We start from the raw sequence: 11,581 nt of genomic DNA, 5'->3' as shown, positions 1-11,581 counted from the left end.
CCCGAAGCCGACCGTCGCGGCCATCACGGGCTACGCGCTCGGCGGCGGGCTCGAACTGGCCCTGTGCTGCGACCGGCGGGTGGCCGGTGACAACGCGAAGGTCGGCCAGCCGGAGATCCTGCTCGGCATCATCCCGGGCGCGGGCGGCACGCAGCGGCTCCCGCGGCTCGTCGGGCCGAGCAGGGCCAAGGACATCGTCTACACGGGACGCTTCGTCGACGCGAGCGAGGCCCTGCGGATCGGGCTGGTCGACGAGGTCGTCGCGCCGGACGAGGTGTACGAGGCCGCCAGGAGGTGGGCGGCCAGGTTCACCGGCGCCGCCGCGGTCGCCATCGCCGCCGCGAAGACGGCCATCGACGGCGGTCTCGACGGCGACCTGCACAGCGGGCTGCGGCTGGAGAGCCAGGTGTTCACGGCGTTGTTCGCCACCGAGGACCAGAAGACGGGCATGCGGTCGTTCATCGAGAACGGGCCGGGAAAGGCGAACTTCAGTGGCAAGTGATCCGGCACCGAACCCCCACGCGACGGCCGAGGAGGTCGAGGCGGCCCGTTCGGACCCCAAGCTCGCGAACGTGCTCTACCACGACTGGGAGGCCGACACCTACGACGAGAAGTGGTCGATCTCCTACGACGAGCGCTGCATCGACTACGCCACCGGACGCTTCCGCGCGGTCGCGGGCGACGAGGACTGGCCGTACGAGCACGCGATGGAGCTGGGCAGCGGCACCGGTTTCTTCCTGCTGAACCTCATGTCCGGCGGGGTGATCAAGAAGGGCTCGGTCACCGACCTGTCGCCCGGCATGGTCCAGGTGGCGTTGCGCAACGCCGCCAACCTCGGGCTGGACGTGGACGGCCGGGTCGCCGACGCCGAGCGGATCCCGTACGACGACAACAGCTTCGACCTGGTGATCGGGCATGCGGTGCTGCACCACATCCCGGACGTGCCGGCCGCGTTCCGCGAGGTGCTGCGGGTGCTCAAGCCGGGCGGGCGGTTCGTGTTCGCCGGTGAGCCGACGAAGATCGGCGACACCTACGCCCGCAAGCTCGGCCAGTTCACGTGGTGGCTGACGACGAACGTCACGAAGCTGCCGGCACTGTCGGGCTGGCGGCGGCCGCAGTCCGAGCTGGACGAGTCCTCCCGGGCGGCGGCCCTGGAGGCGATCGTCGACCTGCACACGTTCGACCCGACCGAGTTGGAGGAGCTGGCGCGGGGCGCGGGCGCTGCGCAGGTGCACGCGCACACCGAGGAGCTGGCCGCGGCGCTGTTCGGCTGGCCGGTGCGGACGTTCGAGGCCGCGGTGCCGCAGGAGAGGCTGACGCTCGGGTGGCGGCTGTTCGCGTACAAGGCGTGGCTGCGGCTGTCCTGGCTGGACGAGAACGTGCTGCGCAGGCTCGCGCCGCGGAACCTCTTCTACAACGTGCTGATCACCGGGACGAAGCCCTGAGCTATGAGTTCACCCCGGCCGACGTGCGGTTCCTGCGCTCGGCGGCCGGGGCCGGGGCCGTCGACGCGGTCGACGCGCTGCCGCTGACGCGGGCCGGCTACCTGAAGGACGTGGCCGAGGCCCGCCGCCTGGTCGGCGACCGCGCGGCCCCGGTGCTGGAAACGGTGCTGCTGCGCCGCCGCGCGGTGTCCAAGGTGGACGCTCCGGCGCGGTGGCTGTTCACGGACGCCGCGTTGCAGCAGGCGACCCCCACGCCGGTGGCGACCCACCGGGCGGCGCGGTTCGCGGGCCGGGACGTGCACGACGTGACGTGTTCGGTCGGTGTCGACCTGGCCGCTCTGGCGCTGGTCGCCGACCGGTGCGTCGGCTCGGACATCGACGAGGTGCGCCTGGCGATGGCCGCGCACAACGTCTCCGCCCCGCTCGTCCGCGCCGACGCGCTCCGGCCGGTCACCCGTGGCACGGCCGTGTTCGTCGATCCCGCCCGCCGGGACGCCGCGGGCCGGCGGCGCTGGCATGCCGCGGACTTCGTGCCGCCGCTTGGCGCGCTGGCGGAGGCGTACCGCGGCCGGGACCTGGCGGTGAAGTGCGCGCCGGGCATGGACTTCGCCGAGCTGCCGTGGGACGGCGAGGTGGAGCTGGTGTCGCTGGGCGGCCAGGTCCGGGAGGCGTGCCTGTGGACCGGTTCCTTCGCCGGCCCGGCTCGCCGCGCGACGGTCCTCGGCCCGGGTGGTCCGAAGTGGACGGTCACGTCGGACGGCCCGGACGACTGCCCGGTGCGTGCCGTGGGGGAGTGGCTGGTGGACCCCGACGGCGCGGTCGTGCGGGCGGGCCTGGTCCGCCAGTACGCGGTGACGCTGGGGTTCGGACAGCTGGACGAGCGCATCGCGTACCTGACCGGCGACGAGCGACCCGCCGGCGTGCGGGCGTTCCGGGTCATGGAGTCGGGGCACTACACGGAGAAGTCCCTGCGCCAGACGTTGCGCCGCCGTGGCGTCGGCCGACTGGAGATCCTGGTCCGTGGCCTGGACATCGACCCGAACACGTTGCGTCCCAGGCTGAAGCTGTCCGGCCGGGAGTCGGCGACCGTGGTCCTCACCAGGGTGGGCAGAACCCCGATGGCCTACGTCTGCGAGGCCTCAGCCGGCGAGGCGTGACAGCAGGAACGCCCGGACCTCGTCCAGGTTCGCGTCCAGTGCGATGTCGATCCGCCTCGGCGAGTCCCGGGTGTGGTGCTCGCGACGGTCGGCGATGGTCATGCCGCGGGCCGGCCCCTGGCCGCAGTCCACCTCGACCGGCATCCCGGTCGTCCGCAGGAGTCCCGGCCTGATCGCCTCCGCCACCGCGACGGCGTCGTGGATCACCACGCCGTCGTACCCCAGCGACAGGCGGTAGTGCGACCGGTAGGTCGCCGACAGCTTCACCAGCGTGTCGCCCAGCGGACCGCTCGCCGCCAGCCGGTCCAGCCACGTGCTGTCGACCGCGCACCGCACGGTCAGGTCCAGCGTCACCAGGGTGGTCGGCACGGACTCCTCGGCCAGCACCCGCCGCGCCGCCTCCGGGTCGCTCCAGATGTTGAACTCCGCGGCCGCGGTCACGTTGCCGCCGTCGAGCCCGCCACCCATGATCACCAGGCGCTCGATCTTGCTCCGCACCGCCGGGTGCGCGGCGAGCAGCAGCGCGACGTTCGTCAGCGGACCGATCGCCACGATCGTCACCGGCTCCGGCGACTCGTCCAGCAGCCGCACCATCAGCGACACCGCGTCGGTGCCGGCCAACCCGGTGGTTCGCCGCGGCAGCGTGTCCGACATGCCCGACAGCCCGTCCTCGCCGTGCACCTGACGCGCCCGGTGCCCGTGCGGGTGCACCAGCGGCCGGTCCGCGCCCGCCGCGACCGGCACGTCCTCCCGGCCGCACAACGCGAGTACCCGCAGTGCGTTGCGGGTGGTGTTGGCGAGCCCGACGTTGCCGAACACCGTCGTCACGCCGACGAGGTCGACGTCGGGACTCACACACGCCAGCGCCAGCGCGTAGGTGTCGTCGATTCCGGGGTCCGTGTCGATGATCAGACGAGTCACTTGTCAGACCGTACAACGAACAGCGTGTAAAGCTGCCCGCCGGCCGCGACCGCGAGCACGGCCACGACGACCGCGGCCGGCAGCCACGGTGCCGCCACGGCGCCCCCCAGGGGAAGGAGCACGGCCAGTGCCCGCACCGGCCAGCCGCGGGTGTGTGCCACGAGCAGGTTGACGACCAGGAGGAACGCCGACGCGCCCGCGCACATCAGCCAGGTCGACGACGCGTTGAGGTGCTGGGCGGACCCGGCCGCCGCGGTCCCCAGCCCGGCCGCGAGCACGGTGATCGACGCGATCGCCACGAAGTGCGCGGGCAGCACCAGTGCCGGCGGGAACCGCGACTCCTCCGCGAAGCCGTGCCGGACGTTCAACCCCCACAGGGTGATCAGCAGCAGGAACGCGGCCACGACGGTGAGCTGCAGCAGCCAGCCGTCGCCGCCACCCGGCCGCCAGTCCTCGATCTCCGCGACCGAGCCGACCACCTGCAGCATGGCCTCGCCGAGCACGATGATCACGAACAGCCCGAGCCGCTCGCCGAGGTGTCCGGCGTCCAGCTGGGCGGCGACGACGCTGATGGTCCGCTGCTCCCGGCCGGGCCGCTGCCGGCCGGGCCGCTGCCGGCCGCGCGGTGCCCGCCGCCGCATCCGCTCCGCGATGGCGTCGTTCATGCGGGTGATCGCCTCCTCCTGGTCGCCGCGGCTCGCGAGCACGCTGAAGGAGATGGTGACCGCGGTGCCGGCCAGCCACAGCCCGAGCTTCCACCACGGGTTGTCGAACCAGAACGAGGCGATCCACGGCACGAGCCCCGCGTTCTGCGACGCGGCCCGCCACGACAGGAGCACGAGCCCGGAGTTCTGGAAGGCGTTGGCGCTGATGCCGGTGGTGATGAGGTAGGCGACGGCGAACAGGTTGGCCCGTCCGTCCATGCTGTGCGGCACCGCGGCCGCCATGGTGGCGATGCCGGCCATGCCGAAGAACATCGCCCGCACGTGCACCTTGTCCGCGGCGACGTTCGAGTAGAGCGTGAAGCTCGTCCACAGTAGCCAGATCGCCAGGTACAGCGTGAAGAACGTGGTGATGTCGAGGCCGCCCGGACCGTGGTGGGCGTCCCCGTGGAGCAGGTGCGCGAGCTGGTTCACCGCGACCACGACGACGAGGTCGAAGAACAGCTCCAGCCAACTGGCGTGTCGATCCTGCCGCTCGGGCTCGGTCATGTGGGGCAGGCTATCGAGGTTGGGTAGCGTCACCTGCCATGACATCGATGTGGGGTTCGCCGGTCGCCGACCGGGTGCGGGACTGGCGCCGTTCCCGCCGCGACCCGAACCAGGCCCGCTTCCTGACCCTCGACTCGCTGCGCTGGGTGGTCCGCAACCGCGCGTGGACGCCCTGGTACCTCGTGCGGTACTGGCGGCTGCTCAAGTTCCGGCTCGCCAACCCGCACGTCGTGCTGCGCGGCATGGTGTTCCTCGGCAAGGACCTCGACGTGCACTGCCGCCCCGGCTACGGGCGGATGGAGATCGGCCGCTGGGTCCACATCGGCGACGGCAACGCGATCCGCTGCCACGAGGGGTCGCTGCGCATCGGCGACAAGGCGGTCTTCGGGCGGCAGAACGTGATCAACTGCTACCTGGACATCGAGCTCGGTGAGGCCGCACTCGTCGCCGACTGGGTGTACATCTGTGACTTCGACCACGTGACGGCGGACATCCACCAGCCGATCAAGGACCAGGGCATCGTGAAGTCACCGGTGCGGATCGGCCCGGACACGTGGATGTGCACGAAGGTCACGGTCACGAAGGGCAGCCGCATCGGCCGCGGCGCCGTGGTGGGCGCCCACGCGGTCGTGAAGGGCGACATCCCGGACTACGCCGTGGCGGCCGGCATCCCCGCCAAGGTCGTCCGCGACCGCCGCTCCGCCTACGAGGCCGACGCGCAACGCCGGGCCGCGGTGGCCGACATGTCCCGCAAGGCGGCCGCCGCCCTGAAGAAGACCCTCGAAGCCCACAGCTGAGCTACTGGACCGTGAAGGCGTTCCCCGTGGCGATCTTCGGGCGGCCGAGGGTCGGCTGTGCGCGGACCTCGGCCGTTCGGTAGACCTCCGCCGTCTGCTCGGCTATGCCCCGCCAGTTGAACTCCGTGCTCAGGCGGGCCTTCGCCGCCTTCGCGCGGCGGGCCGCGGCCGCCGGGTCGGCCAGCACCGCCCGGACCGCCTCGGCGATCCCGTCCACGTCGCCGGGGGTCACCGACAGGCCCGTCACGCCGTCCACGACCAGTTCCGCCAGCCCGCCCGCCGTCGACGCCACCAGGGGGGCACCCGCCGCCGCCGCTTCCAGGGCCACGATGCCGAACGGCTCGTACCTGGACGGCAGGACCACCACGTCCGCCGCCGCCAGCAAGGCCACCAGCGCGCGGTCCGGCAGGTGTCCCGCGAAGTCCACCGACCGGCGGACCCGCAGCTTCCGCGCCTGCTCCACCAGCGCCGACGCCTGCCGGCCCTGCCCGGCCACCACCAGGCGTGTCCCCGGGAACGCACGCCGCACGCGTGGCAGTGCGGCCACCAGGTCGTGGACGCCCTTCTCCCACTCCAGCCGGCCGAAGTACATCACCACCGGCGCCCCCTCCGGCGCGTACGCCGACCGGGCCGCGCGGACGGCCGACGTGGACGGACGCCAGCCCCGCGGGGAGATGCCGTTGTGGATGACGCTGATCTCGTTGACCTCGAAGAGCTGCGTCACCTCCGCACGCATCGACGCCGAGCAGGTGATCAGGGCGTCCGCGCGGTTCGCCAACCACCACTCGACCGAGTGGATCTGCTGGTTCAGCGGCTGTGACAGCCAGCCGCTGTGCCGGCCCGCCTCCGTGGCGTGGATCGTGGCCACCAACGGGACGCCCAGGAAGTCGGCCAGTGCCACGGCCGGGTGGGTCACCAGCCAGTCGTGGGCGTGCACCACGTCCGGGCGCCACGGCGCCAGGGCCAGCCCGGCGCGGACCAACCCGTGGCCCATCGCCAGGGTCCAGGCGACCAGGTCCTTCTCGAACGTCAGGTGCGTCGGGTCCTCGGCCACCCGGACCACCCGCACGCCCTCGTGCACGGTGTCCGACGTCGGGTGGGTCAGCGCGTCCGTCCCGGCCTCCTGCCGGCACAGCACCACCACCTCGTGCCCCAGCCCCACCAGGTGCGTCGCCAGCGCGTGCACGTGCCGGCCCAGGCCGCCGACGACCACCGGTGGGTACTCCCAGGACAGCATCAACACGCGCATCAGACCAGCAACCCCCGTGCGTCGAGTCGGCCGAACAACCCGTCCTCGGCCCGTTGCGCCTCGGCTCGGCGAGCCCGCGACGGGTGGCCGGACCTGGTGAGGGCCGCGAGCTCCGCGAAACGGTCGCCGTGCACCTTCGCCCGCCTGCGGGCGTAGTCGGCCGCCGAGTCCTTGGTCACCATGAACGCCCAGTCGCTCGACAGGGTCAGCAGTGCCTCGCGCACCAGCTGGTCCCGCACGGGGTCGCGCCAGGGCACCGGCGGCACCGCCAGCAACTCGTCCTGCAGGCCGGCGCCGGCGGTCACCAGGTCCGACACCTGCTCGCCGTCCCACACCCGCCAGTCCTTGCCCGAGCCCCACGACGACGCGGGCAGCTCCACCGGCGGCCCGACATGTCCGGCCGCCAGCGCGCCCCGCAGTGTCGTCACGCGCACGCCCACCTCCGGCAGCGCGCGCAGGACCGCCGACAGCCATGCCGGGCCCTCGTGCCACCAGTGGCCGAACAGCTCGGTGTCGTACGCGGCCACCACCAGGCCCGGCCTGCCGTGGCGGGACCGCAGCGAACGCAGCCGGGTGACGATCGTCCGCACGAAGTCGTCGGCGTGCCTCGCCACCGACACGGCCGCCAAGTCGGGGTCGTACGGTCGTTTCTCGTGTGGTGGCACGTGTTTTCCGGTCACCCGGGACGGCTTCAGGCCGCTCGGGTGGTCGAAGGTGTGGAAGTCGCGGTACGCCGGGTCGCCGGGGTAGCCGGCCTTCGGCGACCACACCCGGTAGGTCACCTCCAGGTCGCGGCCGAAGCACACGACGTCCGAGGTGCCGACCGGACGGCCCGCGTGCGTGTCGCCGCGCAGTGCCGGGCCGTCGACCAGGAACCGTTCGACCCCGGCCGCCGCGTAGCCCTCTTCCATGCCGGGCGCGTATCCGCACTCCGGCGCCCAGATGCCGGCCGGTGCGCGGCCCACCCGCAGCGCGGTGTCCGCCAGGCCGGCCCGCAGGGCGAACGACCGCACGCGCTCGCGCAGCAACGGCTGGAAGGGATGCGTCAGCGGCCCGCCGAGCAGCTCGACCACGCCGCTGTCGACCAGCGTGCGCAGGATCGGGGAGAACCCGTTGCGCCACCGGGTTTCGAACGACTCCAGTGCCTGCCCGGCGGTCCGGTACTCCAGCGCGGCCAGGTCCCGCAGCAGCGGGTCGGTCCAGTGGCCGGCGGCGAACTGGGCCCGCAGCTGCCAGTTGCCCAGCCAGTCGTGGCACGCGCGCAACGCGTACGGGTCGTCGAGCTGCGCGGCCAGCACCGGGGTCACGCCCAGCGTCAGCACGTCCCGGTGCCCGTCGGCGGCGAACCGTTCGAGCAGGTCGACCATCGGCAGGTACGAGTGCGCCCACGCCTGGTACAGCCACTCCTCGCCGACCGGCCAGGTGCCGTGGTGGGGGAGCCAGGGCAGATGGCTGTGCAGCACCAGACAGAACGAGCCCTCGTCGCCGGCTCGACGGTCCGCTCCCCGGGCTGCGCTCATGGACGGACCGCCACGGCGACGATGTCCAGGCTGGACTCCAGGTCGTCGGTGGTGATGGCGAAGTCGGCGGCGGTGACCGAGGCGACGGCCTCCCGCAACGGGACCGGCCACGGCTCACCCGACACGGCCACCGCCACCTGCGCGTCGATGAGCGAGCCGCCGAGCGTCGTGTCCAGTGCGCGCAGCCGCGGCCCGTGCCGAAGGCCGGCGAGGTACTCGACCTCGAAACCCGTCTCCCGCAACAGGTCCGCCAGCTCATGCGGGGCGAGTTCCCTGGTGTGGAACGGGTTCAGCGGGGTGTCCCGGCCGGGGGAGAAGGTGATCCGGTTCGGCGTGGTGATCAGCAGCCGGCTGCCCGGCCGCAGCACGCGCCGGCACTCCGCCAGAAACCCCGCCTGGTCCCAGAGATGCTCGATCACCTGGAAGTTCACCACGACGTCCACCGCGGCGGAGCGCACGGGCAGCGCGGCCAGGTTGGCCCGCGCCGGGCACACGCCGGGGTAGGTCCGCGCGACGTGTCGCAGTGTCAGCGCGTCGTAGTCGAGGCCCAGCACCCCGACCGCGTCCCGGGCCAGCAGGTCGGCGCCGTAGCCCTCGCCGCAGCCCGCCTCCAGCACGAACGCGTCCACGCAGTAGGGACGCAGCGCGAGGTAGGCCGCCTCGTGGCGCCGGAACCAGTAGTTCTCCTCCACGATTCCGGGCACGGTCCGCTCCCCGGTGAGCGGAAGCTGCGACACTGCATCCATTCGCGCGAGGCTACTGCATAGTAGGAACGCCTCAGGCAGGTGAAACTGTGATCCCGACCGCGCCGGGGCCCACGTGGACGCCGATCGTCGAGCTGACCTCGGTGAACGTGATCTCGCGTGCCCCTGGCAGCCGCGACCTGACGCGGTCGGCCAGCCGCTGCGCGCGGTCCTCCGCGCCGAAGTGCTCGATCGCGATGTCGACCGGCCTGCCGTCCGCCTTCTTGATCGCCCGCTCGACCAGCTTGCGCAGCGCCCGCTCGGTGCCCATGGCCCGGTCCAGCGGCGCCACCTGCCCGTTCTTCATGGTGAGCAAGGGCTTGAGCGACAGCGCGCTGCCGATGAGCGCGGCCGCCGCGCCGATCCGGCCGCCCTTGCGCAGGTATTCGAGGGTGTCCACGTAGATCAGCTCGGCGCTGCCCTCCAGCCGGCGGGCGAGCGCCTCCATCACGCGCCGCGGCCCGCCGCCCGCGCCGGCGACCCGCGCGGCCGCCAGCACGGCGAAGCCGAGGCTCATGCCGGTGGTGCCAGAGTCCACGACATGCACCGGAACCGGGCTGTAGGCGGCGGTCTTGCGTGCGATGTCGCACGTCTCGGACTGCCGGGCCGAGATGTGGACGGACACCACCTCGTCGGCGCCGCGTGCCGCCTGCTGCTCGTACGCCCACTGGAACCCCGCCGGGTCCGGGGCCGAAGTGGACACGTCCATGTCCCCCTCAAGCGCCCTGACCAGCACGTCCTTGGGCACGTTGTGCTCGGCACGGGTGAACTGGTTGATCTTGATCTGGGTCGGCACGATGGTGATACCCCACTGGGCAGCCAACGACGCCGGGATGCTCGAGGTCGAATCCGTCACCAAACCTACGCGGCCCTTCATACAAAGAGGCTAACCAATGACTCCATGTGGCCGCTTAAGGGCGGCTAACCGTCGTGCCGAAGGGGCCGCTCGCCGTCCGGTCCCAGCCGGGTCGGAGCGCGGCTGTGGGCACGGTCACTGCCACTCGCGGCTCGCTGGGATTGCCCATGAGCTACTGGTGAGTAACATCGGGCTCAACGGACAGAAGCACGTGTACAGACGTATTCTCCGCGCTAGCGGCTCGTAACCTGGGAGGTCGGAGCAGACCCATGCCTAACATCGTCGTGCTGGTCAAACAAGTGCCGGACACCTACTCGGAGCGCAAGCTCTCCGACGCCGACCACACCCTGGACCGTGAGTCGGCCGACGCGGTGCTCGACGAGATCAACGAGCGTGCCGTCGAGGAGGCGCTCGTGATCAAGGAAGCTCACGACGGCGAGGTCACGGTGCTGACCGTCGGGCCGGACCGGGCCACGGACGCGATCCGCAAGGCGCTCTCGATGGGCGCCGACAAGGCGGTCCACGTGCTCGACGACTCGCTGCACGGCTCCGACCTGCTACAGACCGCCAAGGTGCTCGCCGCCGCCATCAGGACCGTCGGGGACGTCGACCTCGTCATCGCCGGCAACGAGGCCTCCGACGGCCAGGGCGGCGCGGTGCCGGCCGTGCTCGCCGAGATCCTCGGCTACCCCCAGCTCACGCACGCCCGCAAGGTCGAGGTCGACGGCTCCACCATCAGGGTGACCCGCGAGACCGACGAGGGCCAGACGCACCTCGAGGCCACGCTCCCCGCGGTGGTCAGCGTCAGCGAGAAGATCAACGAGCCGAGGTACCCGTCCTTCAAGGGCATCATGGCCGCCAAGAAGAAGCCGGTCGAGACGCTGTCCGTCGGCGACCTCTCCGTGGACGGTGACGTCGGCCTCGCCGCCGCGTGGTCCTCGGTCACCGAGGCGGCCCCGAAGCCGCCGCGCGAGGCCGGCCAGCGCGTCGAGGACGAGGGTGACGGTGGCGTGAAGGCCGCCGCGTACCTGGTGTCGCAGAAGCTGATCTGAGGAGGAACACCGAATGGCAGAGGTACTGGTCCTCGTCGATCACACTGACGGCGAGGTCAAGAAGGTCACCAACGAGCTGCTGACCGCCGCCCGCGCACTGGGTGAGCCGTCCGCGGTCGTCGTCGGCGCGCCCGGCACGGCCGCCAAGCTCGCCGAGCAGCTCGCCGCGTACGGCGCCGAGAAGGTGTACGTCGCGGAGTCCGACGACGCGGGCAACTACCTGGTGACCCCGCACGTCGACGTGCTGGCCGCGCTGGTGGAGCAGAAGTCGCCCGCCGCGGTGCTGGTCTCCGCGTCCGCGGACGGCAAGGAGATCTCCGGCCGGCTGGCGTACCGCATCGGCGGCGGCCTGCTGGTCGACGCCGTCGGCGTCGACGGCGACGGCACGGTCACCAAGTCGATCTTCGGTGGCGCGTTCGTGGTGAAGACCAGGTCGACCCAGGGTGTGCCGGTCATCTCGGTGCGGCCGGGCGGGCTCGAGGCGGAGCAGGCCCAGGGCGCGGCGACCGAGGAGGCCGTCGAGGTCCCGGCCGTCGACCCGGCCAAGGCCACGAAGATCACCGGCCGTGAGCCGCTGGTGGGCGGTGACCGGCCGGAGCTGACCGAGGCGTCGGTCGTCGTGTCCGGTGG

Annotated in this window: 12 protein-coding genes; 6 read left to right on the top strand and 6 right to left on the bottom strand. The window is 72.2% G+C overall.

Annotated features, from left to right (window positions below; genetic code table 11):
* The 3 genes from VET29_RS25295 to VET29_RS25285 all read left to right on the top strand — a co-directional run.
* Positions 1 to 502: enoyl-CoA hydratase/isomerase family protein (locus VET29_RS25295; protein ID WP_324924757.1), on the top strand; the 502-nt coding region annotated here is incomplete at its 5' end.
* On the top strand, positions 492 to 1,445 hold the full coding sequence (locus VET29_RS25290; protein ID WP_324924755.1) for a class I SAM-dependent methyltransferase: 954 nt from the start codon (positions 492 to 494) through the stop codon (positions 1,443 to 1,445). The genes VET29_RS25295 and VET29_RS25290, both read left to right, overlap by 11 nt.
* Positions 1,442 to 2,602 carry a THUMP-like domain-containing protein gene (locus VET29_RS25285; RefSeq protein ID WP_324924759.1) on the top strand — a complete coding sequence of 387 codons (1,161 nt, stop codon included), beginning with the start codon at positions 1,442 to 1,444 and terminating at the stop codon, positions 2,600 to 2,602. The genes VET29_RS25290 and VET29_RS25285 overlap by 4 nt, the downstream gene beginning before the upstream one ends.
* Here VET29_RS25285 and VET29_RS25280 read toward each other — a convergent pair.
* Both VET29_RS25280 and VET29_RS25275 read right to left on the bottom strand, forming a co-directional pair.
* The gene (locus tag VET29_RS25280; protein ID WP_324924753.1) at positions 2,585 to 3,523 is read right to left on the bottom strand and encodes a nucleoside hydrolase; all 939 of its coding nucleotides are present in this window, start codon (positions 3,521 to 3,523) and stop codon (positions 2,585 to 2,587) included. The two genes, VET29_RS25285 and VET29_RS25280, sit on opposite strands and share 18 nt — an antisense overlap.
* Entirely contained in the window at positions 3,520 to 4,734 is a 1,215-nt protein-coding gene (locus VET29_RS25275; RefSeq protein WP_324924751.1) for a low temperature requirement protein A, read from the bottom strand. Before VET29_RS25275 ends, VET29_RS25280 begins: the two co-directional genes overlap by 4 nt.
* A 38-nt stretch (positions 4,735 to 4,772) precedes the next feature.
* Here VET29_RS25275 and VET29_RS25270 point away from each other — a divergent pair, with 38 nt between their 5' ends.
* The gene (locus tag VET29_RS25270; RefSeq protein WP_324924749.1) at positions 4,773 to 5,531 is read left to right on the top strand and encodes an acyltransferase; all 759 of its coding nucleotides are present in this window, start codon (positions 4,773 to 4,775) and stop codon (positions 5,529 to 5,531) included.
* Between the two features lies 1 nt (position 5,532).
* On the opposite strand, the gene VET29_RS25265 is transcribed toward VET29_RS25270, so the two are convergent.
* Genes VET29_RS25265 through VET29_RS25250 form a run of 4 tightly spaced genes read right to left on the bottom strand, consistent with a single transcriptional unit; the run spans position 5,533 to position 9,899 of the window.
* A complete protein-coding gene (locus VET29_RS25265) occupies positions 5,533 to 6,780 on the bottom strand; it encodes a glycosyltransferase family 4 protein (RefSeq protein ID WP_324924747.1) in 1,248 nt (415 codons plus the stop codon).
* Positions 6,780 to 8,300 (bottom strand): glycoside hydrolase family 57 protein, encoded by a 1,521-nt coding sequence (locus VET29_RS25260; RefSeq protein WP_324924745.1) that lies wholly within the window; start codon positions 8,298 to 8,300, stop codon positions 6,780 to 6,782. The genes VET29_RS25265 and VET29_RS25260 overlap by 1 nt, the downstream gene beginning before the upstream one ends.
* Positions 8,297 to 9,046 carry a class I SAM-dependent methyltransferase gene (locus VET29_RS25255; protein ID WP_324924743.1) on the bottom strand — a complete coding sequence of 250 codons (750 nt, stop codon included), beginning with the start codon at positions 9,044 to 9,046 and terminating at the stop codon, positions 8,297 to 8,299. Before VET29_RS25255 ends, VET29_RS25260 begins: the two co-directional genes overlap by 4 nt.
* Before the next feature lie 31 nt (positions 9,047 to 9,077).
* Positions 9,078 to 9,899 carry a DegV family protein gene (locus VET29_RS25250; RefSeq protein ID WP_324924741.1) on the bottom strand — a complete coding sequence of 274 codons (822 nt, stop codon included), beginning with the start codon at positions 9,897 to 9,899 and terminating at the stop codon, positions 9,078 to 9,080.
* 269 nt (positions 9,900 to 10,168) lie between these two features.
* On the opposite strand from VET29_RS25250, the gene VET29_RS25245 reads away from it, so the two are divergent.
* Together VET29_RS25245 and VET29_RS25240 are read left to right on the top strand one after the other, a co-directional pair.
* The gene (locus VET29_RS25245; RefSeq protein ID WP_324924739.1) at positions 10,169 to 10,951 is read left to right on the top strand and encodes an electron transfer flavoprotein subunit beta/FixA family protein; all 783 of its coding nucleotides are present in this window, start codon (positions 10,169 to 10,171) and stop codon (positions 10,949 to 10,951) included.
* 13 nt (positions 10,952 to 10,964) lie between these two features.
* Positions 10,965 to 11,581 (top strand): electron transfer flavoprotein subunit alpha/FixB family protein (locus tag VET29_RS25240; protein WP_324924737.1); only part of this gene is annotated, 617 nt, incomplete at its 3' end.

Origin of the sequence: Actinophytocola sp., from assembly GCF_035634895.1 — a bacterium.
Classification (GTDB): Bacteria; Actinomycetota; Actinomycetes; order Mycobacteriales; family Pseudonocardiaceae; genus Actinophytocola.
This window is presented reverse-complemented; position numbering and strand designations above follow the sequence as displayed.

Bases quoted from the DNA above. Each gene is read 5' to 3' on its own strand.
- VET29_RS25275 (WP_324924751.1), bottom strand. From the start codon at position 4,734: ATGACCGAGCCCGAGCGGCAGGATCGACACGCCAGTTGGCTGGAGCTG.
- VET29_RS25265 (WP_324924747.1), bottom strand. From the start codon at position 6,780: ATGCGCGTGTTGATGCTGTCCTGGGAGTACCCACCGGTGGTCGTCGGC.
- VET29_RS25255 (WP_324924743.1), bottom strand. From the start codon at position 9,046: ATGGATGCAGTGTCGCAGCTTCCGCTCACCGGGGAGCGGACCGTGCCC.
- VET29_RS25270 (WP_324924749.1), top strand. From the start codon at position 4,773: ATGACATCGATGTGGGGTTCGCCGGTCGCCGACCGGGTGCGGGACTGG.
- VET29_RS25245 (WP_324924739.1), top strand. From the start codon at position 10,169: ATGCCTAACATCGTCGTGCTGGTCAAACAAGTGCCGGACACCTACTCG.
- VET29_RS25260 (WP_324924745.1), bottom strand. From the start codon at position 8,300: ATGAGCGCAGCCCGGGGAGCGGACCGTCGAGCCGGCGACGAGGGCTCG.